The organism is Roseovarius sp. MBR-79 (assembly GCF_053628555.1).
In genome coordinates, this window is the sequence record NZ_JBRJGP010000015.1 from 14513 (window position 1) to 37633 (window position 23121).

A 23121-nucleotide genomic window follows, 5' to 3' on the forward strand; every position below is an offset into this window, starting at 1 on the left:
ATGACCGCTAAACTTCGGGGAAAATCCGCCATTGTGGGAACCGGGCACGCGGGTTTCGGCGAGGCATATGGGCTGACGGCCTATGATGTCATGGCGCAATCCGCACTTGCGGCACTTGGCGATGCGGGGCTGAAGCTGTCCGATGTGGACGGTCTGTTCTGCACCATGATGGAAGACAGCATGCCTGCCCTTATGGCGGCCGAATATCTGGGCATTCAGCCCAGGTTCATCGACGGCACCATGACGGGCGGGTCGTCCTTCGTGAATTACCTGACCTCCGCCACAATGGCGCTGGAGGCTGGCCTGTGTGATGTGGCGCTGATCGTTTATGGCTCCAACCAGCGCACCGCGTCGGGCAAGCTGGTGACGGCCTCGCGCCCGCCCGCCTATGAGGCGCCCTATAATCCGCGCTATCCGATTTCCGCCTATGCGATGGCAGCGGCCCGGCACATGCACCTATACGGCACCACCCGCGAGCAACTGGCCGATGTGGCCGTGGCCGCGCGGGCCTGGGCGCAGCACAACCCCGAGGCATTCGAGCGCGGCCCGCTCAGCCGCGAGGATGTTTTGGGCGCGCGTATGGTGGGCGATCCGTTGACTGTGCGCGATTGTTGTCTTGTCACCGATGGCGGCGGGGCGATCGTGATGGTTCGCGCCGACCGTGCCAGGGACTTCCCTAAGGCCCCGGTTTACGTTTTGGGCAGCGCGGCGGAAAGCTCGCACCGGCAAATATCGCAGATGAAGGATTTCACCGTGACCGCCGCCCGCGAGTCGGGCGCACGCGCCTTTGCCGCGGCGGGCGTGTCGCCTTCGGACATTCAAGCGGTCGAGCTTTACGATGCGTTCACTATCAATACGATCCTATTTCTGGAAGATCTCGGCTTTTGTGCCAAGGGCGAGGGCGGTGCCTTTGTCGAGGGCGGGCGCATCGCGCCGGGCGGGGTCTTGCCGGTGAATACCAATGGCGGGGGTTTGTCCTGTGTGCATCCCGGCATGTATGGCATTTTCACCGTGATCGAGGCGGCGCGGCAGATCCGTGGTGATGCACCCGGCATTCAGTTGAAGGATGTCGACCTGGCGCTGGCGCATGGGAACGGCGGTGTACTGTCCAGTCAGGTCACGGCAATCTTGGGTTCGCAAAACACGCTCTGACAGCGATCGAGGGAGGAAATATCATGCCATTGGATTTCGACGCGCTATCGAACTGGGACTTCGAAGAGATCGAGCAGACGCTGACCGAGCGGGATACGATCCTTTATGCGCTCGGCCTCGGGTTCGGCGAGGATCCGACCGACAGGAAAGAGTTGGCCTTCGTCTATGAAGATGGGCTGAGGGCCGTTCCCTCGATGGCGGTCACGATGGGGTATCCGGGCTTCTGGCTGCGCAATCCGAAAACCGGGGTGAACTGGCAGAAGGTTTTGCACGGCGAACAATGGCTGGATATCTACAAACCGTTGCCGGTCAAGGGCAACATCATCGGCCGTCCCCGGATCGACTTCATTTCCGACAAGGGCGAGGGCAGGGGCGCCGTCATCTATCAAAGCCGCGACATCATTGACGCCGACACCGGCGACAAGCTGGCTCGCGTGGCGATGTCGGCCTTCTGCCGCGGCGATGGCGGGTTCGGTGGCGAAAACAGGCCCGGCCCGGCCCCGGCGGCCTTGCCCGACCGCGCGCCCGATCATGTCTGCGATATCGAAACACTGCCGCGCCAGGCGCTGGTTTACCGCCTTAGCGGTGACATGAACCCGCTTCATGCCGACCCGGATGTGGCGCGTTCGGTCGGGTTCGACCGCCCGATCCTGCACGGCCTTGCGACCTATGGTCTGGCGGCGCGGGCGATCCTCAAATCGCTGCTCGATTATGACGCCGCCCGGCTTGTCGGGCTGGACGTGCGGTTTTCCGCCCCGGTCTATCCCGGCGAGACCGTGCGGTTTGAGATCTGGGAAGAGGGTGGCGAGGCCCGGTTCCGCGCTTCGATCCCGGCCCGCGACGTGGTGGTTCTAAACAACGGGGCTGCGCGTTTCGCGTGAGGGAGGGACGATGACACAGCCGCTCAAGGATATCCTGGTGCTGGATTTCAGTACCCTTCTTCCCGGCCCGATGGCCACGCTCATGTTATCCGAAGCCGGGGCCGAGGTTATCAAGTTCGAGCGTCCGGGCACGGGCGAGGATGCGCGCCTGACCGCGCCGAAAATAGACGGGGAGAGCATTGGCTTCGCTGTTTTGAATCACGGTAAGCGGTCGGTGGCGCTCGACCTCAAGTCAGACGCGGCCATGGATATCCTGCGCCCCCTGCTGGAAAAGGCCGATGTCGTGGTCGAACAGTTCCGCCCCGGCGTGATGGACCGGCTGGGCCTGGGCTATAAGGCGGTGCGCGCGATCAATCCCGGTATCATCTATTGTTCGATTACCGGCTACGGCCAGACCGGCCCCAAGGCCATGGCCGCGGGCCATGACCTCAACTATGTGGGCGATTCGGGGATCCTCTCTCTCAGTCGCGGGCCGGACGCGCGGCCGACCATGCCCTTCGGGCTGGTCGCCGATATCGGCGGCGGCACCTATCCGGCGGTGGTGAATATCCTGCTTGCCCTGATCGCGCGACAGAAAAGCGGGCAGGGGGTGCATCTGGATATCGCCATGGCCGAGGGGGCGTTCGCCTTTGCCTATTGGGCCCATGCCGAAGGCGTGATCGCGGGGCGGGAGATCGCAAGCGGCAACACCCGCCTGACCGGGGGGCAGGCGCGCTATCGTCTCTATACGGCGGCGGATGGTCGGCAGATCGCCGTCGGCGCGATCGAGGAAAAGTTCTGGCAGGCGTTTTGCGACGTGATCGGCCTGCCGCCGGAGCTTCGTGATGACCTGAGCGACCCGGAACCCTCCGCCGCCGAAGTCGCGCGGCGTCTGGCAAGTCAGCCTTCGACCCATTGGGAACCGTTGCTGGCGGCGGCGGATTGTTGTTGTACCGTCGTGAAAACACCCGCCGAAGCTGCGACCGACCCGCATTTCACCGCGCGGGGCGTGTTCGGGCGGAAACTGAACATATCCGGTCGGGTCGTGCCAGCACTGTCGCTGCCTATCGCGCCGGAATTCCGTTCCCCCGCAGACCCGGCCGGACGTGCGGCCGCCCTGGGCGAAGACAATGCGCGCTTTGGCCTGGGTGTGCGGGAGACGGAATAAATCCCGTTGACGGGCAGGTTATGAATCATTAATCTAACACTTGTTAGAAAGTGAGGGGGGAAATGGCAAATTCCAAGGACGATCTGCCGACAGAGGCAGAACGCTATGTCATGCCGTCGCACTTTGTAGAAAGCGACAGTCGTGAAGTGCGGGACTTCGTGGCCTCTGCGTTGCGCGATCTTCCGCCGGATGCGTCCGGGCGCGACAAGGCGATCCGCCTGTTCGAGGCGGTTCGCGATGATATCCGTTACGATCCCTATTGCTTCGCGCTGGATGAAGACTCCTATCGCGCCAGCCGGATCGCCGGGGCAGAGGCGGCGTTTTGCGTACCCAAGGCAATTCTGCTCGCGGCTTGCCTGCGTTCCGTCGGCATCCCCGCCGCTTTGGGGTTTGCGGATGTGCGCAACCACCTGAATACACCCAAGTTGCAGGAATTGATGGAGACCGATCTCTTCATCTATCACGGCTACGTTCAATTGTGGCTGGGCGCAGAGACCTACAAGGTCACGCCTGCGTTCAACATGGAGCTATGTGAACGCTTCGGGGTCAAACCGCTGGTCTTCGATGGGTATCACGATGCCCTCTTTCACGAGTTCGATGAAGATAACCACCGGCACATGGAATATGTTAATGACCGGGGGCTCTATGTTGACCCGCCGATGGGGGAATTCCTGACAGCCTTCAAGGAAACCTACCCGAGACTGGAAGAGTTCAACCGTGTGCGAATTGCCAGGGATTCGAGCGGGTACGATTCCGGTTTCGCGAAGGAGGGGGCCTCTTGAGGTATCTGGAGGATTTCGCGCCGGGGCAGGTCTTCCGCTTTCGCAGCGCCCCGATGAGCGTGGATGCCATCAAGGCATTCGCCAAAGAGTGGGATCCACAACGGCTGCACACCGACGAAGACTATGCGACCACCATACATGGCAGTCTGATCGCCTCGGGCTTTCAGACGGTTCTCGCGATATTCAAGCCGATCATGAGTGAATTCATGACCGATGTTGCAAATATCGGCGGCATTGGTTTCGACAATCTACGCTGGTTTCGCCCTGTCCGCCCGAATGAACCGCTGGATATAGAAATGATCATCAACTCGGTCACCCCGTCGAAAAGCAAGCCCGACCGGGGCGTCCTGCACTACACCGTCAAGGCTTACAATCCCAAGGGCGAGGTTGTTTTTTCAACCGACACGCCCGCTATGGTTCAGCGAAAACGTAATGACAGAGGCTGATATGCACTCAAGCGACCAGGAAGATCTTCGCCTGCTGCGCGAAAGCGCGCGCACCCTGTTTGAACGGGCAGGGGGCAGTAGCCGGGCCAGAAAGCTGCGTGACGCCAGTGGCGGCTGGGACCAGAAGATGGTCCGCGAGCTGGCCGAGGCCGGCGTTTTTGGCGTCAATGTGCCCGAAGCAAATGGCGGGCTTGGCATGGGCCTGGCCGCCGGGGGCGTCCTCGCCGAGGAAGTAGGCCGCGTGATTGCCCCGGAACCGGTGGTGGTGACGGTCGGGCTGAGCCTTGGCCTTTTGCGCAGGCTTTGCCCGGATCACCCGAAGATGGCGGAGCTGATCAGCGGCGAAACCACCTTGGCGGTGGCCTGGCAGGAACGCGGACCGGGCGGGGCGCCCGCCGAGGCGAGCTGCCGCTTTGTCGACGGAAAACTGACCGGCAGCAAGGCCTGGGTCGTCGGCGCAGCCGGGGCGCATGGTTTCCTTGTTGTGGCCCAAGGGGACAATGGGCCGGTTCTGGCCCTGACCGAGGCCGCCGCCGACGGACTTTCCGTCGTTAAGCGTGTCCAGGCCGACGGCAGTTCGATGTGCGAGCTTTCGTTTTCGGGAACCCCGGCAGAGCAATTGGCCGGAGGCTCTGCGGTACAGGACGCGCTCTCCGAGGCGATCAGCGATGCAACAGCACTTGCCGCGGCCGAGCTTGTCGGGCTGAGCGATCGCGCCTTCGAAATTGCTCTGGACTACATCAAGACCCGCGAGCAATTCGGCAAGCCCATCGGGACGTTTCAGGTTCTTCAGCACCGCGCCGTGGACCTGCACATCATGCGTGAGGTTGCACAGGCGACCGTGCGCGAAGTTCTCGCGCAGATGGACTGCGAAACCGACCAAAAGATCCGCACGCGGCTTGCCAGCCGTGCCAAGGCGCGTGCGGTCACCGCCGCCAGGAGGATCACGCGAGATGCGATCCAGATGCACGGGGCGGTCGGCTATACAGACGAGTATGATATCGGGCTTTACCTGAACCGCGCGCTCGTCCTGTCGGCTTGGCTGGGCGACGACGCCCATCACCGAAGGATCTGGTTCGAGACGCGCGAAGAAGAGGGGGCAGCATAATGACCGACTGGAACGCAATGAGCGACGCGGAATTTCGAAAGGAGATCCGGCAGTTCTTTGAGGCGGAATACCCCGATGATCTGCGACATCTGCCGTACCGTCCGAAATTTTCCGAAATCGAGCATTGGCACCGCAAGCTTCACGCCAAGGGGTGGGTTGCCCCGGCCTGGCCCACGGAATATGGCGGCATGGGGCTGAGCGCGTCCAAGCTTCTGATCTTCTACGAGGAACAGCAGCTCTGGGGCGTGAACCGTGGGCGTGACATGGGTGTCCAGATGGTCGGTCCGCTGATCATCAAGTTCGGCACCCAGAAGCAGAAAGACTATTGGCTGCCGCGCATTCTGAGCTGCGAAGACATCTGGTGTCAGGGCTATTCCGAACCCGGAGCCGGGTCGGATCTGGCCAACCTGCGCACCCGCGCAGAGATCGACGGCGACGATTTTGTCATCAACGGCCAGAAGATCTGGACCACAATGGCGCATGATGCCACGCATATCTTCATGCTGGTGCGGACCGATCCGGATGCGCCAAAGAAACAGCAAGGCATCAGCTTTCTTCTGGCGCCGATGTATCAGCCCGGCGTCGATGTGCGTACGATCACGACGCTTTCGGGGGAACCCGAGTTTTGCGAGGTCTTTTTGGACAATGCCCACACCCCGCGCGAGAACCTTGTGGGCGAGCTGAACGAGGGCTGGACGATGGCCAAGGCGCTCTTGAGTTTCGAGCGTATCTTCATCGGTTCGCCAAGCCTGGCCCAGAACGCCCTGGGTCAGCTTGAAAGCTTCGCCCGGAGCCGTGGCGCTTTCGACGATCCGGTATTCCGCGACCGTTTTGCCCAAGCCGCGCTAGATGTTGAAGATCACGCCGCGCTTTACGCCCGTTTTGCCGACCAACTCAAGCGAGGCGAAACGTTGGGCGCGGATGTCTCTATGCTCAAGATCTGGGTGACCGAGTGCTTTCAGCGCATCAGCGAACTGATGATCGAGGCGGCCGGACCCGATGGCGGCACTGTTGGCCCGCTTCAGGTTGGCAACGTAAGCGTGGATGTCTTGTCGAACTTCTACAAGGCCCGCCCGACAACGATTTACGGCGGATCGAACGAGATTCAACGCAACATCGTGTCCAAGGCCGTCCTTGGACTGCCTGGTTGAACCCACACTGACATCAAACGAAGGAACAGAATCATGTCGGACCGTTACGCAAAATATCACAAGATGAAATTCGACTACCCGGCTGATCGCGTCCTGCGCATCACATTCGACCGTCCCGAGTCATTCAATTCCGTGGACGCGGAAACCCACACTCAAATGACGGATATGTGGATCGATATCGACCGCGACCCCGACATCAATGCAGTGATCGTCACCGGCGCGGGCAAGGCATTCTCGGCCGGCGGCGATTTCAGCCTGATCGAGAACATGATCGGCAATTCCTACGAGATCATGAAGACGTGGAAAGAGGCCAAGGACCTCGTCTACAACATCATCAACTGCAACAAGCCGATCATTTCCGCCATCAATGGCCCTGCCGCTGGTGCCGGCCTTGTTGTTGCCATCCTGGCCGACATCTCGATCGCCGGGAAAAAGGCCAAGATCGTCGATGGTCACCCGCGCCTGGGCGTTGCCGCTGGCGACGTCGCGGCGATCATCTGGCCGCTGCTGACCTCGATGGCCAAGGCGAAATACTATCTGATGACCTGCAAGCCGGTTTCCGGCGAAGAGGCAGAGCGCATCGGTCTTGTGTCGATGTGCGTCGAGGATGACGAGTTGCAACAGATCGCGCTGGACACGGCTGTGGAACTATCGAACGGCTCGCAAAGCGCCATTCGCTGGACTAAGTATTCGCTCAACAACTGGCTGCGCCAGGCCGGGCCGATCTTCGATGCCTCGACGGCGCTGGAAATGCTCGGCTTTATGGGCGAGGATGTTAAGGAAGGGGTTCTGTCGCACCGCGAAAAACGCGCGCCGAATTTCCGCAAGGACTGCCCGCTTTGATCCACACACGGTCAGGGAGGCATGGTCATGTCTGACGATATCTACCGGGACATCGCACAAGCCTATGCCGCCGCGGCCGAAAAGGCCCCGGGCCTGAAAGCGCGATTCGCGGCGGTCGGGTTCGATCCGGCCGCCGTCACATCCCTGGCGGATCTGTCGCACCTGCCGATGATGAAGAAGGAAGAGCTTCTCAAGCTCCAGCGTGACACCCCGCCCTTCGGCGGGTTCCTCGCCGCTGATCTCAAGGATATCGGGCGGATCTACGTCTCGCCCGGCCCGATCTTCGAACCCACACTTCCCGGAGCGGGGGGGCATGGTCTGGATCTGCTGTTCAAGACGGCCGCCGTGGGCGCAGGAGACATCATCCTGAACACCTGGATGTATCACCTCGTGCCGGCGGGGCTTTTGTTCGACGAAGCGGCGCAGGCTGCGGGGGCGACGGTGATCCCCGGCGGCGTCGGCAATACCGAACTTCAGGCGCAGATCATTGTCGAGGTCGGCGTTACCTCAATCTGCGCATCGACCGCTTTCTTCCTGACGCTGGCGGACAAGGTGATCGAAACCTATGGGCGCGACGCCTGGAAGGTGAAAACCGCGTTTCTGGGCGGTGAGATGGGCGACTGGATGGCCAAGCGCCGCCGGATCGAGGCCGAGTATGGCGTCTCCACCTGGGCCGCCTATGCCACCGCCGATCTGGGCCTTGTCGGTTATGAGGATGGCGGCGAGGGCTATGTGGTCCATCCTGATCGGGTGGTGCAGATCTGCGATCCGGTCAGCGGCGCGCAGGTGGCCCATGGCGAGCCGGGCGAGGTTGTGGTGACCGCGCGCGACGCCACCTGGCCGATGATCCGCTTCGGCACCGGCGACAGTGCATTCGCCCTTGAAAGCAACAAGGATGGCGGCGTCCGCCGCCTTTCCGCCTTGCAGGGCCGGGTCGGCGCGGCCGTGAAGGTGCGCGAGATCTTCGTCTATCCGCGCGTCATCGAGGAGGTCGTCATCGCAACGCCGGGCGCCAGGGCCGCGCAAGCCGTGGTGACGCGCGAGAACGACCGCGACATCATCCGCCTATCGCTCGTCCTGGAAAGCGGTGCCGATTCCGCTACCGCCGTGGCTGCAGCTGCCGAGGCATTCAAGCAGCACGCAAGAATCCGCGCCGATGCAGTTAATGTGTTGGCTGAACTACCGGAAGGGGCAGATCTGATCGTGAACGCGAAAGACGTCTGATCGCTCACGATCCAGTCCGGGATGGTCGTCAAGTGCTGGAACGACCGGTCATGAAAGCGCGCCGCCCGTTCCGGTCGTCCCCGAATCTGGCGCGTACGGCAAGGCCCCTGCGCGCCAGGATTGATCTGCTGAAATTTCCTTAGTTCAAAAGGACCGCGGCATACCCAAGATATGCTCGGCCACATAGGACAGGATCAGGTTGGTCGAGATCGGCGCCACCTGATACAGCCGGGCCTCGCGGAACTTGCGCTCGACATCGTATTCGCGCGCAAAGCCAAAACCGCCATGCGTCTGGATGCAGGCATTGGCCGCCTCCCAGCTGGCATCGGCCGCCAGCAGCTTGGCCATGTTCGCCTGCGCCCCGCAATCAAGCCCGGCGTCAAAACGCCGGCACGCCTCAAAGCGCATCAGGTTGGCAGCCTCGACATTCACATAGGCGCGGGCGATGGGAAACTGCACACCCTGGTTCTGACCGATGGGGTGATCGAACACAATCCGTTCGCCGGCATAAGCGCGCGCCTTGTCCACGAACCAGTAGCCGTCACCGATACATTCCCCCGCAATCAGCGTTCGCTCGGCGTTCAGCCCATCGAGGATGTGATAAAAGCCGCGCCCTTCCGTGCCGATCAGGTTTTCGGCGGGGATTTCGAGATCGTCGAAGAACACTTCGTTGGTCTCGTGGCCGGGCATGTTGGCGATGGGGCGCACCTCCATGCCGCTTCCGATAGCCTCTTTCAGATCGACCATGAAGATCGACAGCCCCTCGGATTTCCGCTTCACCTCGCTCAGCGGCGTGGTGCGGGCCAGCAGGATCATCAGGTCCGAATGCTGGATGCGGCTGATCCAGACCTTCTGACCGTTGATCACATAGCGGTCGCCCTTTCTGACCGCCGTGGTCTTTAACTTGGTGGTGTCGGTGCCGGTGGTCGGTTCGGTCACGGCCATGGATTGCAGGCGCAAGTCGCCGCTGGCGATGGCGGGCAGGTATTTCTGCTTCTGTTCGTCCGAGCCATGCCGCAAAAGCGTGCCCATATTGTACATCTGCCCATGGCAATGGCCCGCGTTGCCGCCGCAGCGGTTGACCTCTTCCATGATGATCGAGGCCTCGGTCAGGCCAAGGCCCGAGCCGCCGTATTCCTCGGGGATCATGGCGGCAAGCCAGCCCTCGCGGGTCAGCGCATCGACAAACGCCTCGGGGTAGGTCTCGGCGGCGGCGGCTTCGCGATGGTATTCCGGCGGAAACTGCGCACAAAGCGCGCGCAGGGCGTCGCGCAGGTCATTATGCTTTTCGGGGGCCGATGTCCGCATCGCCTATTTCGCTCCGGGGCCGGAGGTTTCGAGGATCTCCTCTTCGGCGCGTTGCCACAGTTCGAAGGAAATCGGGTTCTCGCTTTCTTCAAGGATATGGCCGACCAGCCCGATGGCCCGCGCCATCACACCAAAGCCGCGCACGATCTTCCATGGGAAGCCGAATTCGCAGCAGATCGCGCCGATGGCACCGGTGGCGTTGATCGGCAGCATCTTGCCCGATTTTTCCTCGGCCACATCCTGAATCTTCTGGATCAGTTCGACATATTCGCCGGACTTGCCGTTCTCTGCCGCGATCTCGAACAGGCGCGGCGTGCGCGGATCGACCGGCTTGTGCACCGGGTGGCCCAGCCCCGGCACGATGGCCTTGCGGGTGCGGAATTTCTCGACCGTCTCTGCGGCGATCGCATCCAGATCGGCACCGGTGCCCAGGGTGTCCTGCGGCAGCGCCTCGTAAAGCATTTTCGAAGCGCCCTCCATCGAGCCGACAAAGACCATGCCCAGCCCGCACAGCCCGGCCGCCACCGCCGCCTGAAGCGATTCCGGTGCGCCCATATAGGTCATGCGCGCGGCCAGCGCCGAGGGCGTGATGCCATGTTCCACCAGGGTGATGATGATGGCGTTGAAGACTTGGCTTTCTTCGGGCGTCGCCTTGCGGCCCGTCAGTTGCAGAAAGGCGAGATCGCCCAGGTTCATGTGCCCCAGAATTTCATTCGGCAGGTCGAGGCCACGTACGCAGATCTTGTCCGGCGTGCTCCAGGCGATGTTCGAGCTGATTTTTCCCTGTCGTTTTCCCATCAGACCGGATCCCACGAAAAGACGTCCGCCGAAACTTCGAGCGGCGTGAATTGCGATTTGAGCGCGGGAATGGCGCGCTCGGCGATTTCATCGGCGGTCCAGCCATCGCTCGAATGGACGGATCGCACCGGACGGGGCTGATTGAATAGGAATATCTCGTTGTTGCGCACAGCGAAGATCTGGCCGCTGACACCCTCGGCCCGGTCGGACATCAGGAAACAGGCCATCGGCGCCACCTTTGCGGGGGTCATCTGTTTGAGTTTCTCGACCCGCGCCTGCTGCTCGGGCGTGTCGGTCTTGATCGACGAGATCATCCGGCTCCAGGCAAAGGGCGCAATGCAGTTCGAGCGCACGTTCCAGCGCTTGAGATCGAGCGCGACCGATTTCGAGAAGGCGGCGATGCCCAGTTTGGCTGACGCATAATTGGCCTGCGCGAAATTGCCGATCAGCCCCGAGGTCGAGGTCATGTGCACCAGTGCGCCGCTTTCCTGTTCCCGAAAATAGTCGGCGGCCGCGCGGGATGTGTTGAAGGCACCGTAAAGGTGGACCTTCACCACCGCGTCGAAATCCTCAAAACTCATCTTGTGGAAGAACCCGTCGCGCAGGATGCCGGCATTGTTCACAACCGCGTCGATACGGCCGAATGCCTTGACGCCGGCCTCAATCATCGCGCGCGCCGCGTCTGGATTGGCGACCGACCCGCCATCGGCGATCGCATCGCCCCCTGCGGCCTTGATTTCCTCGACGACCTTCTGCGCCGCCGTTTCAGTCTGGCCGGTACCCTTGAGCGACGCACCCAGATCGTTTACAACCACCGCGGCCCCTTCGGACGCTGCCATCAAGGCAATATCGCGACCGATCCCGCCACCTGCCCCGGTGACCAGAACCACCTTTCCCTCAAGTGCCCTTGCCATGTCTTTCCCTCCTCAACTTGCCTTGCGATATTTGTCCAGACCGCCGCTATGCATGGCCCGGCCCATGAGCGGCGCGCCGATGATTTCTTCTGCCTTGAGCGCCGCCGCGATCAGCTTGTCGAGATCAATTCCCGTCTCGATACCAAGCTCATGGCATAGGAATACGGCATCCTCCGTGCAGACATTACCTGCGGCGCGCGCGTGGCCGTGGCCAGCGAACGGACAACCGCCCAGCCCGGCGATCGAGCTTTCGAACATGTCCACCCCCATCGACAGGGCCGCGTAGAGATTGGCGATGCCAAGGCCGCGCGTGTCGTGGATATGCATCCCGATGCGGGCGTCCGGCGCCAGATCGCGCAGCGCACCGATCATGCGCTTGACCGCCTCTGGGTTGCCCCAGCCCATGGTGTCGGCGATGACAAGGATCGGAACCGGAATGTCCTCTTCTTCGCAAACCTGCAGGATAAAGCGGAAATCGTCAAGAATGCGCTCTTGCGGGATCGGGCCCTCATAGTTGCAGCCAAAGGCGGTCATCACATAGGCCGCATCGACCGTGTAGCCGTCCTGCTTGTAGATTCGGACCCACTCGCGCTGTTTCTCGCGCATTTCAGCGGCGGAGCAGTTGTTGTTGGCCTGCGCGAACGCTTCGGACGGGTAGAACAGCAGGCGCGGGTCGATATCGACCTCATGCGCGGTCAGCGCCTTGCGGAACCCCTTGTCGTTGAGCCAGAGCGACGTGTATTTCACGCCGGGCTTGCGCTTGATGCGCTGGAACAACTCGCCGGTGTCGGCCATTTGCGGCACATATTTCGGGCTGACGAAACTGCCCACCTGAATGCGTTTCAACCCGGTCTCGCTGAGCATGTCGATCAATTCGATCCGCTGCTCGATCGGATAGATCTTCTTCTCGATCTGAAAGCCCTCGCGCGGGCCCTCTTCGTGGAATTCGACGAATTTTGGAAAATCGCTCATGTCGTCATTCCTCAAGTTCCAGGATCTCGGCGATGACCTGGCCGCGATCGACCATGTCGCCATTCGAGACGGATATATTGCTGGCGATGCCGGCTGCGGCCGCGCGGATCGAGATTTCCAGTTTCATGGATTCCATGACCGCGATCACGTCGCCTTCGGCCACGGGCTGACCCTCTGCCACCTTGACCTCGACGATCGCCCCGGTCAGCGGCGAGGTCACGGCGCGATCCGCCGCCGCATCGCCGCCGGCGAAATCCAGCGGGGCCGCCGGACAGAAGATCAGGCGGCCTTCGGGCGTGTCCATCTCGATCACCCCGGCATGCAGCCGCGTGTCGATCAGGAAGACGGTATCGCCCTCGCTCAGGCGCCATCGACCCGGCGTGATTTCGCGCGCGGTCAGCATGGTCGCATCGCCGTTTTCCGACAGGACGGTGTAGTTCTCTGCGTGTTTGACCGGGCCGACGCGCAATTCCTCGGATATCGCGTCGGCATCCGTGAGCGTCACGCGCTGTCCTGCCTCCATCGCATCGCCACCGAGGCCGAGCCGCCAGCCGGTGAACGTGTCGCGGTTGGTCCAGGGATCGGCACTCTGGCTGCACCGCCCGCTTGCCACGAAGAGAACGGCGGCGGCCGCCTTCCACAGCTCGGGCCGCGACAGGGTGCGTGGCTGCGTCAGATCGTCGATCCGGCCGTCGATCCAGAGCGTATGCACCTGCATCCGCCCGAACTCGGGATTTCGCGCCAGCGCCGTCAGAAAGGCGCGGTTGGTCTGCACGCCCTCGACCGCGACATGATCGAGCGCCGTCGCCAGCCGCGCGAGCGCGGTTTCCCGGTCGGGCGCGTGCACGATCAGCTTGGCGATCATGGGATCGTAATAGGGCGTGACCTCGTCGCCCTCGGCAACGCCGCTGTCGATCCGCAACCCGTCGGGCAGGCTGAGCGTGGTCAGCGTGCCCGTGGAGGGTGCGAATTGCATCGCCGGGTCTTCGGCATAGAGCCGCGCCTCGACGGCGTGGCCGTTGATTTCGAGATCGCCCTGCACAATACCAAGGCCCGCGCCTTCGGCGATCCGCAGATGCAGCGCGACCAGATCGAGCCCGGTGATCGCCTCGGTGACGGGGTGTTCCACCTGGATGCGCGGGTTCACTTCGAGGAAGAAATACTTGTCTCCTGCAACAAGGAACTCCACTGTGCCCAGGCCGCGATAGTGGAGCGTCTCGCCCAGTCGCACCGCGTCATGCGCGATCTCGTCCAGAAGCGCGCGCGGCAGGCCCCAAGCCGGGGCCTCTTCGATGACCTTCTGGTGGCGGCGCTGAAGCGTGCAGTCGCGCTCGAACAGATGCACCACATGGCCCTTGCCGTCGCCCGCGATCTGCACCTCGACATGGCGCGCCTCGGGCAGGAAACGCTCGAGCAGAAGGCCCTCCGAGCCGAAGGTGGACTTGGCCTCGCGCAGCGCGCCTTCGATGTCTTCCTCCAGCGTGGTCTCGTCGGTCACGAGCCGCTGCCCGCGCCCGCCGCCGCCGCCGACCGCCTTGAGCAGCACCGGAAGGCCCATCTTGCGCACTTCGGCGGCGATTTCCCGAGAGTCCGATCGTGCGCCCTCCGCGCCCGAGATCACCGGAACGCTGGCGGCAATCGCCGCCGCCTTGGCGCTGGCCTTGTCGCCGAATCGCGCGAGCGTTTCGGGCGTCGGCCCCATGAAGATCATGCCCGCGGCCTCGACCGCGCGGGCAAAATCGGGGTTCTCGGCAAGAAAGCCATAGCCGGGATGGATCGCATCCGCGCCGACGGATTTCGCGGCGGCGATGACTGCGTCGATCTTCAGGTAGCTCTCGGAGGCGGGACCGGCACCGATGCAGACGGATTTGCCGATCTCGCGGACATGCAGCGCGTTGGCGTCGGCCTGCGAATGCACGCCGACCGGAGTGATGCCGCTGACCCGCGCGGTGCGCGCGATCCGGCAGGCGATTTCGCCGCGATTGGCGATGAGAAGCGTCTTGATTTTCATGGGGTCCGCCTCACATCCTGAACACGCCGAAATGGGTTTCGACCTTGGGCCGGCGCGACGCCAGATCGAGCATCAGCGCCATGATGTTACGGGTTTCGCAAGGCTCGATCACGCTGTCGATCCAGAGGTTCGAGGCGAAGTTGTAGGCGCCCTGGAAATCCTCGTATTCCTTGCGAACCGGGGCCTTGAATGCTTCTTCCTCCTCGGGGGTCCATGTCTTGCCCTCACGTTCGTTGATCTGCGCGCGGACCTGCGCCAGCACGCTGGCGGCCTGTTCCGGCCCCATGATCGCCGAACGCCCCGTGGGCCAGGCGAACATCGCGTCGGGCTGGAACGGGCGGCCGAGCATGGCCAAATACCCCGCCCCGTAGGAACCGCCGGTGATGATGGTGAATTTCGGCACCCGCGCCGAGGACATGGCGGTGATCATCTTGGCGCCGGCCTTGGCGATGCCCATCTGCTCGACCTCGCGGCCGACCATGAAGCCGTTCACATCCGCGAGAAACAGCAGCGGAATATCGCGCTGGACGCAGAGATTGATGAAATGCGTGGCCTTCAGCGCCGCCTCGACAAAGAGCACGCCGGTATTGGCGAGAATCCCGACCTCGTGGCCGTGGATGCGGCCCCAGCCGGTCATGATCGTGTCGCCGTAAAGCGGCTTGAACTCGTGAAAATCGCTGTCGTCCACAAGACGCGCGACGATCTCGCGGTTGTCGGTGGGCACCTTCGGGTCGCGGCTGACCAGCCCATAGATTTCCTCAGTCGGGTAGGCGGGCGGGCGCGGGGTTATGGGTGACTTGCGGCGCAGCGGCTTTTCCCCCAGATGGCTGACGATCTCGCGGGTGATCGCCAGCGCGTGCGCGTCATCCTCGGCAAGGTGGTCTGTCACGCCCGAAACGGACGAATGCATCTTGCCGCCCCCCAGCGTCTCGGCATCGACCGTTTCGCCGGTCGCCGCAAAGGTCAATTCCGGCCCGCCCAGATACATGAAGCCCTGACCGCGCACGATCACCACCTCGTCACAAAGCGCCGGGATATAGGCCCCGCCCGCGGTGCAGGGCCCCATGACCACGGCGATCTGCGGCACGCCGTCGCCCGACATGCCGATCTGCTGATGGAAAATCGAGCCGAACTGCCCCTCGTCAGGAAAGATATTCGCCTGTTCCGGCAGGAATGCGCCACCCGAATCGACCAGCGTGATCACCGGAAGACGGTTTTTCCAGGCGATTTTCTGGGCCCGCACATGTTTGCGGCAGGTCATGCCGAAATAGGTGCCGCCCTTCACGGTGGCGTCATTGGCGATGATCATGCAGTGACGACCTTCGATCACGCCGAGGCCGGTGATGATGCCGGCCCCCGGCGGCACGCCGTCATATTTGTCCAGCCCGGCAAGCTCGCCGATCTCAAGAAACGGCGTGCCCGGGTCGATCAGCCGCTCGACCCGTTCGCGCGGCAGGATCTTGCCCTTGCTCACATGCCGTTCGCGCGCCTTTTCGGGGCCGCCGATGCGTTGCATGCGCCGGAGGGCATGCAGGTCACCGACCTTTTCGCGGTAAACCGCGTCATTTGCCCGGAAGTCGTCTGACCCGGTGTCGAGCAGGGATTTCATTCTGGTCATGGCAGTTCAGGATACTTTCTGAGAACAAAGGCAACCTTGGCGGCGCCGGGTTTTTCAAACGTGTCGGGCGCAACAATGTCGACGTCGGCCTTGAACACCAGCGTATCGCGGAGGCGTTGTTCGATCTTTTTCTTGAGGGCGGCGTCATCCACCGGATCGCGATCGGGGCCGCGTTCGACGATCACCTTCAGCGCACCCTGCGTGGTGTGGCCTTCGAAATCCGCCACGATCCGCATGACGCCATTGGTTTCCGGCGCCATTTCAGTGATCACACTGTTGATCGCGGAAGGGAACACGTTGGCTCCGCGCACGATCAGCATATCATCGGTCCGCCCGGTGCAGCGGATCTTGGGACCGGTGCGCCCGCAGGAGCATTCGGTGTCGAGGACCTCGATATAATCGCCAGACCGGAACCGCACGAGCGGGCTAGCCTGCCGACCGAGCGCGGTATAGACCATCTCGCCTTGGGCACCTTTTTCCCACGGGATGATCCTGCCGCTTTCGGGATCGAGCAGTTCGGTGATGATATAATCCATGTTGACCATATGCATACCCGACTGATCATCGCATTCGGCCCAGTAGGTCACGCCCAGATCGGTGCCGCCAAGCATTTCGGTGCATTTCGCGCCCCAGGCTTCTTCGATCCTGGCGCGGATCGCCGGTATACCGCCACCCGGTTCGCCGCCCACAACCACCCGTTCGACACCCAGTTCACTGGCCTTGCAACCAAGCACTTCAGGAGCCTTTTCGGCCAGGTGCAACACGAAATTCGGTGCCCCGACGATACAGCGTGGGTGGATGTCGTCACAGGCGCGCAGCAGCCGTTCGGCACCGCCATCCGCCCCCACCGGCACATCGATCGCGCCCATGTATTGCAGCCCCTGCATTATCGGGATACCGCCGACAAAACCCTTGGCCAGCGAAAACGCGTGCAGCACCAAATCGCCCGGACGCACCCCGTTGGCGAAGAAGCAGCGCGCAGTCATCTCGTGCCACATCTCGGCGTCGGATTCGGTAAGGGCAACATATGAGGGGCTGCCGGTGGTGCCCGACGAGGCCTGCATCTGGATGATATCGGCCATGGGCGCGGCGCGGTGCTTGCCAAAGGGCGGCTCGGTGGCCAGGCTTTCGCGGATCTCGGTCTTGTAGGTATAAGGCAATTTTTGAATATCTTCGATGGTTCGGATATCGTCGAAATCCACACCCGACTTGGCGAACTTCTCCTGATAGAATGTCGAGTTCGCCTTGAGATAGGCCATCTGCTCGCGCAGCCGCTCTTCCTGGATGCGGCGCACGTCGTTGAGGGAGGTGCCCTCGATTTCGTGCCAGAAGCGATCGTTCACCTTGTCGGCGGCGTCTTGCCGCCGGAAGCGCATTCCGAATTGCATGTCGTTCTCCCTGACAGACGGTGAGATCAATAAGATCTTGGCAGGCCCATGACCTTTTCGCCGATAAAGCTGAGGCACAGTTCGCGGTTCACCGGCGCGGTGCGCAGCAGCCGCACCAATGGATACATTTCGTAAAGCCCCGTATCCTCGGTAAAGCCGGATCCGCCATGCGCCTGAAGTGCTGCGTCCACAGCCTCGATCCCGGCTTCGGCGGCGGCATATTTCGCCATGTTGGAAGAGGCTCCCGCCGGCAGCTTGTTGTCGAACTCCCATGCCGCGCGGCGGGTCATCAGGCTGGCCATCTCGACCGCCGTATGCGCCCTGGCCATCGGGTGTTGCACCCCCTGATGCGCGCCGATAGGCTGGCCAAAAACATTGCGCTCGGAGGCATAGGCCACCCCCTTGTTCAGGGCGAAGCGGCCGATGCCGCAGCACAGCGCGGCCAGGATGATGCGTTCGGGGTTGAGGCTGTCGAACAGGATGGAAAACCCTTCGTCCACCTCGCCGACCACGTCCTCGGGACCCAGATCCACCTCGTCGAAAAACAGGGTCCACTGTTCTTCGGGTAGGGGGATCGAGATCTTCACCCGTTGTTGCGCGACGCCCTTCTTTTTCAGGTCCACGGCAAAAAGGGTGAACCCGTCGGTCTTGCGGCTGACCTCGGTGTGCGGCTTGGTTCGCGCCACCACCAAGCAATAGTCAGACACGTCGGCCCCGGTGATGAAGGTCTTTTCCCCCGACAGGCTGAACCGGTTGCCCCGGCGTTTGGCCAGCGTCGTGGTCTTCATCGTGTTGGACCCGGCCCCCGGTTCAGTGATCGCGAAACAGAACTGGATTTCGCCCCGGCAGGCGGCCGGAAGCAGCTCTTTCTTGTGGAAGTCGGTCCCGTGGCTGGCGATATGGGCCAGTGACATGGTTGGGCCGACCACCATCATCAGCAACGGAATGCCGTGATTGGCCGTGCCCTCCATGAACAGGGCCATCTCTGTCATGCCAAGCCCGGCACCGCCGTATTCTTCGGGAACCATGATGCCCAGAAAGCCGTCATCGGCGATCTGCCGGAACATCTCGTGCGGAAACTCGTGCTTGCGCGCGTGCCGCAGCCAGTAATCATTGTCGAATTTTTGCGCCAACTGGCCGCCGTATTCGTAGATCTGGCGTTGTTCGTCATTCAGGGTGAAATCCATGGTTCTTCCTCAACACTGAAAAGCCGGTTTGCGCCGGCCCTCAAAAGCATCTAGCCCTTCGGCGACGTCATCGCCGGGCAGCGCGCGCACGGCTGCATCGCGCTCAAGCCGCATCTGCTGGTCGATGCCAAGGTCCGCACCTTCCCGCGCCAGCCGTTTCATTTCGGCGATACCGCGGCGCGAGCGGGTAGCGATGGTCTGGCAATAGTTCAGCGCGGCCTTGTGCAACTCGGCATCCGGCACGATGTAATTGACCAGACCAGCCTCTCTGGCCTCGTCCGCCTTGAGCCAGCGGGCCGAGAACATCAGGTCGAGCGCCCGGCGCAGCCCCATCAGACGTGTCAGCCGCTGCGACCCGCCCCAGCCGGGGATCAGGCCGAATTGTGCGTGTTGATCGCCAAACTGGGCGGTTTCGGCGGCAAAGCATACGTCGCATGCCAGCATCAGTTCGATCCCGCCGGCCAAACACAAGCCCTGCACCGCTACCACGACAGGAAGCGGGCTCGACTCGAGCGCGCGCAGGTTTTTCATGCCGAAGGAGATGAAATGGTCCAGCGCGGCGGGGTCGGTCAGTTTGCCCTTCACCTCAGTCAGATCGGCGCCCGTGCAAAAATGTTTGCCCTGCGCCCGGATCAGGATCGACCGGATATTCCGGGCGGCCTCGAAGCTGGCGCGCGCGTTCGAAATGCATTCATGCACCTCGAGTGAGAGGCAATTGAATTTCTCGGGGCGCGCCAACTCGATGATGCCTACGCTACCTTCGATGCTTACGGCGACGGGATCACTCATTTCGATACTCCCTTCGCCTTCTTGTCGTATTGCAGCGCCACGCGGCCGACCTTTTCGCGCGCGATCACAAGTTTCTGGATCTGCGCAGTGCCGTCACCGATCTGTAGGCCCAGCACGTCGTTGTAGCGCTGATGATGGGGCAGGTCGGTGGTGTATCCGTAATGCCCGTGCAGGATCAGGCACTGATGCAGGATCTCGCAGGCGGTCTTGGGCAAGTACCACTTGCACATCGCCGCCTCGGAGGTGTGCGGCAAGCCGCGGTCGCGCAGGTCCAGCGTGTAATAGCAAAGCTGCCGCATCATGGTCAGTTGGGTTTCGGCCTCGGCCAGCGGGAAGCTCACGCCCTGATATTGTACGATGGGGGTGCCGAACGCCTCGCGTTCCCTGACATAGGCCCAGGTTTCATCCACCGATGCCTGCGCTGCGCCCAGGCATTCCAGCCCGATCAACGCGCGGGAATAGTCGAACCCCGCCATGATCGTGCCAAAGGCGCGGTCCTGTTCGGCCATCATGTTTTCGGCCGGAACAAAAATATCGTCAAAAAACACCGATCCGCGCCCAACCGGCTTGGTGCCGATGTCGTCAAAATGGGTGCGCGTGATGCCTTCCTGATTCAGATCGATGAAAAAGGCACTGACCCCGCGCGAGCCCCCGTCAGGATCGCCCGTGCGTGCAAACACCACGGCTGCGTCGGCTTGGGACGCAAAGCTCATCGAGGTCTTCTCGCCGTTCAGCCGCCAGCCGTTGCCGGATTTGGTGGCCTTGAGAACCAGGTTCGCCGCATCCGATCCGCCGCGCGGCTCCGTCAGGCCCAGACCGATGACGGCATCCCCCGAGACAACCTTGGGCACCCATTCCGACGCGATATCCTTGGAGGCGTGCTTGGCCACCATTCCCCCCATGAGAGAGCCGAGAAGCTGGACATAGCTTGCGTTGAAATCGGCATAGGCGATCTCTTCAACTATGAGTCCCGCAGTGACGGAGCTTTCGCCAAGCCCGCCGAATGCCTCGGGCAGATCGGCACCGATTAGACCCAGTGCGCCCATTTTCCTGATCAGCGCGCGATCAAAGGTGTGGCCGCTTGCGCGCTGCTGGTAGCCGGGCGCTAGCTTTTCGGTGGCGAATCGCTTCGCGGTTTCGCGAAACGCCTTTTGATCTTCTGTTGGCTGGAATTGCATCGGTGCTGCCCCCCCGTGACCGAAAATTCTTCTTTCCAAAAATCTAACGAATGTTAGAATATAGATCAAGCGAAGTTTTGAGGAGAGCGTTCACAGTGGAAAATACGCAGAGGGAAAGCTTCGGGACCATGCTTTCGCCCATCCGCGCAGGCGGGCACATGTTGCGAAACCGTGTTATCATGGGGTCGATGCACACCAGGCTGGAAACCGAGCCGGACAGTCTCGCCAAACAGATCGCCTTTTACGCCGAAAGGGCGCGTGGCGAGGCGGCGATTCTGGTCACGGGCGGGTTTTCACCCAATGCCGAGGGGATATTCGATCCCGAAGGTCCGCGCATCGATGACCCGGATCAGGCGCGGCACCTGCGCCCGATCTGCGAGGCGGTACAGGCCGAAGGCAGCCTGATCTGCGCGCAACTGCTTCATGCCGGGCGCTATGCAAAGATCGAAGGCTGCGTTGCCCCAACTCCGATCCGGGCACCGATCAACCGTTTCGTTCCGCGTGAAATGACCGATGCCGATATCCGCCGCACTATCGAGGATTTCGCCAAAGCCGCCGCCAATGCGCAGGCAGCGGGGTTCGATGGCGTGGAAATCATGGGGTCCGAGGGCTATCTTATCAACGAATTCACCGTCACGCATACCAACAAGCGTGAAGACGACTGGGGCGGAAGCGCCGAGAACCGCCATCGCTTTCCGGTCGAGATTGTGCGCGCGGTGCGCGAGCGGTGCGGGCCGGATTTCCTGATCATCTATCGGATTTCGGCGGCCGACCTGATCGAGGGCGGCGCGCCCGCAGATGAAATTGCCGCGCTCGCGCGCAAGATCGAGGCGGCGGGGACCGACATTCTCAACACCGGCATCGGCTGGCACGAGGCACGCGTGCCGACGATTGCCTATCCGGTGCCGCGCGGCGCCTGGCGCAAGGCGGCGGCCAATATCAAGGCGGCGGTGTCGATCCCGGTGGTCGCCTCCAACCGAATCAACACGCCCGCAATGGCAGAGGACATCCTGTTCTCGGGGGATGCAGACATGATCTCGATGGCGCGCCCCTTTCTGGCCGATCCGCATTTCGTGAAAAAGGCGCGCGAGGGCCGCGCGGACGAGATCAATACCTGTATTGCCTGCAATCAGGCCTGCCTGGATTTCATCTTCTCCGACCGGCCAGTGAGTTGCCTGGTCAATCCCCGGGCGGGTCACGAAACCGAATTCCGCGATACCCCCGCCGCGCAGCCGCGCAAGCTGGCCGTTGTCGGCGGCGGTGCCGCAGGAATGGCCACGGCCACCGAGGCGGCGCGGCTGGGCCACGACGTTACCCTGTTCGAGGCTCAGGACAAGCTGGGCGGGCAATTGAACCTGGCGCGCGCCGCGCCGGGCAAGGATGAGTTCGACGAAACCCTGCGGTATTATACCGGTCAGATGATAAAACACGGGGTCAAGCTACGTTTGGGGCAGCGGGCTGACGCCGGTGATCTGACCGGCTTTGACCATGTGGTTATCGCCACCGGGGTGACGCCGCGCATTCCCGACCTGCCGGGCATCGACCATCCCAAGGTCGCGACCTATGCCGAAATCCTGTCCGGCGAAAGCATGGCGGGCGATACGGTAGTGGTGATGGGGGCAGGGGGCATCGGCCATGACGTGGCCGAGTTCCTCGTGACCGGATCGGCAGAGGTCCGCAGCGCTGACACATTCTGCGAGACATGGGGCGTAGACCCGGAATTCGCCGCGTCGGGCGCGCTGGTGGGCGATCCGCTGGCATCGACACCATCGCGGCGCAAGGTGGTCATGCTTCAGCGAAAAACCTCGAAACCGGGTGCCGGGCTTGGCGTTTCGACGGGTTGGATCCTGCGCAACGCGCTGCGCAAGCATGGGGTCGAGGCCATCGGCGGGGTGGTTTATGACCGCATCGACGACGCGGGGCTGCATATCCTCGTGGACGGAAAGCCAGAGGTCATCGCCGCCGACACGATCGTGCTCTGTACCGGGCAGGAACCCGAACGCGCCCTGGCCGAGGCCCTCGCCGCGCGTGGCGTCCCGGTCACGATGATCGGCGGGGCAAAGGAGGCCGCCGAACTTGATGCCTTGCGCGCCATCGATGAAGGGGTACGTCTGGCGCAAGGTCTCTGACCCGACAGCGGCCGGGGACAGGCAAGGTCAGCAGGCGGTTGGTGATACCGCCTGCATGGGAAGCCGATCGGCGCGGGAAATCACGAGGGCAAGCG

The 23121-nt window shown here is 62.4% G+C and carries 20 protein-coding genes; 10 read left to right on the forward strand and 10 right to left on the reverse strand.

The window, feature by feature from the left end; all coding sequences use genetic code 11:
* The 9 genes from ACSSV8_RS14790 (at window position 1) to ACSSV8_RS14830 (ending at window position 8734) form a co-directional block, all read left to right on the forward strand.
* A complete protein-coding gene (locus ACSSV8_RS14790) occupies window positions 1–1152 on the forward strand; it encodes a thiolase (RefSeq protein ID WP_151975931.1) in 1152 nt (383 codons plus the stop codon).
* Window positions 1153–1175: 23 nt separating this feature from the next.
* The gene (locus tag ACSSV8_RS14795; RefSeq protein ID WP_009819999.1) at window positions 1176–2033 is read left to right on the forward strand and encodes a MaoC/PaaZ C-terminal domain-containing protein; all 858 of its coding nucleotides are present in this window, start codon (window positions 1176–1178) and stop codon (window positions 2031–2033) included.
* A 10-nt stretch (window positions 2034–2043) separates the two neighbouring features.
* A complete protein-coding gene (locus ACSSV8_RS14800; protein ID WP_454282961.1) occupies window positions 2044–3180 on the forward strand; it encodes a CaiB/BaiF CoA transferase family protein in 1137 nt (378 codons plus the stop codon).
* 62 nt (window positions 3181–3242) lie between these two features.
* Window positions 3243–3962: a transglutaminase-like domain-containing protein gene (locus ACSSV8_RS14805; protein ID WP_454282962.1), complete on the forward strand. Its 720-nt coding sequence runs from the start codon at window positions 3243–3245 to the stop codon at window positions 3960–3962.
* A complete protein-coding gene (locus tag ACSSV8_RS14810; protein WP_454282963.1) occupies window positions 3959–4408 on the forward strand; it encodes a MaoC family dehydratase in 450 nt (149 codons plus the stop codon). Before ACSSV8_RS14805 ends, ACSSV8_RS14810 begins: the two co-directional genes overlap by 4 nt.
* Window position 4409: 1 nt before the next feature.
* A complete protein-coding gene (locus tag ACSSV8_RS14815) occupies window positions 4410–5516 on the forward strand; it encodes an acyl-CoA dehydrogenase family protein (protein WP_454282964.1) in 1107 nt (368 codons plus the stop codon).
* Window positions 5516–6667 (forward strand): acyl-CoA dehydrogenase family protein, encoded by a 1152-nt coding sequence (locus ACSSV8_RS14820; RefSeq protein ID WP_454282965.1) that lies wholly within the window; start codon window positions 5516–5518, stop codon window positions 6665–6667. Before ACSSV8_RS14815 ends, ACSSV8_RS14820 begins: the two co-directional genes overlap by 1 nt.
* Window positions 6668–6700: 33 nt before the next feature.
* Complete coding sequence (locus tag ACSSV8_RS14825; protein ID WP_009819993.1) at window positions 6701–7510, forward strand: enoyl-CoA hydratase/isomerase family protein; 810 nt, start codon at window positions 6701–6703, stop codon at window positions 7508–7510.
* Between the two features lie 27 nt (window positions 7511–7537).
* A complete protein-coding gene (locus ACSSV8_RS14830) occupies window positions 7538–8734 on the forward strand; it encodes a phenylacetate--CoA ligase family protein (RefSeq protein WP_254656514.1) in 1197 nt (398 codons plus the stop codon).
* A gap of 144 nt (window positions 8735–8878) precedes the next feature.
* Here the strand turns inward: ACSSV8_RS14830 and ACSSV8_RS14835 are convergent, their stop codons facing one another.
* Genes ACSSV8_RS14835 through ACSSV8_RS14880 form a run of 10 tightly spaced genes read right to left on the reverse strand, consistent with a single transcriptional unit; the run spans window position 8879 to window position 20897 of the window.
* A complete protein-coding gene (locus ACSSV8_RS14835) occupies window positions 8879–10042 on the reverse strand; it encodes an acyl-CoA dehydrogenase family protein (RefSeq protein ID WP_454282966.1) in 1164 nt (387 codons plus the stop codon).
* Between the two features lie 3 nt (window positions 10043–10045).
* Window positions 10046–10840, reverse strand: a complete 795-nt coding sequence (locus ACSSV8_RS14840; protein WP_454282967.1) for a citryl-CoA lyase — start codon at window positions 10838–10840, stop codon at window positions 10046–10048.
* Complete coding sequence (locus ACSSV8_RS14845) at window positions 10840–11754, reverse strand: SDR family NAD(P)-dependent oxidoreductase (RefSeq protein WP_454282968.1); 915 nt, start codon at window positions 11752–11754, stop codon at window positions 10840–10842. Before ACSSV8_RS14845 ends, ACSSV8_RS14840 begins: the two co-directional genes overlap by 1 nt.
* A gap of 12 nt (window positions 11755–11766) precedes the next feature.
* Complete coding sequence (locus tag ACSSV8_RS14850) at window positions 11767–12726, reverse strand: hydroxymethylglutaryl-CoA lyase (protein WP_454282969.1); 960 nt, start codon at window positions 12724–12726, stop codon at window positions 11767–11769.
* Window positions 12727–12730: 4 nt separating this feature from the next.
* The gene (locus tag ACSSV8_RS14855) at window positions 12731–14737 is read right to left on the reverse strand and encodes an acetyl/propionyl/methylcrotonyl-CoA carboxylase subunit alpha (RefSeq protein WP_454282970.1); all 2007 of its coding nucleotides are present in this window, start codon (window positions 14735–14737) and stop codon (window positions 12731–12733) included.
* A 10-nt stretch (window positions 14738–14747) separates the two neighbouring features.
* Window positions 14748–16355: an acyl-CoA carboxylase subunit beta gene (locus ACSSV8_RS14860; RefSeq protein WP_454282971.1), complete on the reverse strand. Its 1608-nt coding sequence runs from the start codon at window positions 16353–16355 to the stop codon at window positions 14748–14750.
* Complete coding sequence (locus tag ACSSV8_RS14865; RefSeq protein WP_454282972.1) at window positions 16352–17743, reverse strand: phenylacetate--CoA ligase family protein; 1392 nt, start codon at window positions 17741–17743, stop codon at window positions 16352–16354. The genes ACSSV8_RS14860 and ACSSV8_RS14865 overlap by 4 nt, the downstream gene beginning before the upstream one ends.
* 26 nt (window positions 17744–17769) lie before the next feature.
* Window positions 17770–18930 (reverse strand): acyl-CoA dehydrogenase family protein, encoded by a 1161-nt coding sequence (locus tag ACSSV8_RS14870; protein ID WP_009819984.1) that lies wholly within the window; start codon window positions 18928–18930, stop codon window positions 17770–17772.
* A 9-nt stretch (window positions 18931–18939) separates the two neighbouring features.
* Window positions 18940–19719: an enoyl-CoA hydratase/isomerase family protein gene (locus tag ACSSV8_RS14875; protein ID WP_290899419.1), complete on the reverse strand. Its 780-nt coding sequence runs from the start codon at window positions 19717–19719 to the stop codon at window positions 18940–18942.
* A complete protein-coding gene (locus ACSSV8_RS14880) occupies window positions 19716–20897 on the reverse strand; it encodes an acyl-CoA dehydrogenase family protein (RefSeq protein WP_037239533.1) in 1182 nt (393 codons plus the stop codon). Before ACSSV8_RS14880 ends, ACSSV8_RS14875 begins: the two co-directional genes overlap by 4 nt.
* Window positions 20898–21025: 128 nt before the next feature.
* Between ACSSV8_RS14880 and ACSSV8_RS14885 the strand changes: the two genes are divergently transcribed.
* Window positions 21026–23026, forward strand: a complete 2001-nt coding sequence (locus tag ACSSV8_RS14885; protein ID WP_151975939.1) for an NADPH-dependent 2,4-dienoyl-CoA reductase — start codon at window positions 21026–21028, stop codon at window positions 23024–23026.
* The last annotated feature ends 95 nt before the right edge of the window (window positions 23027–23121 follow it).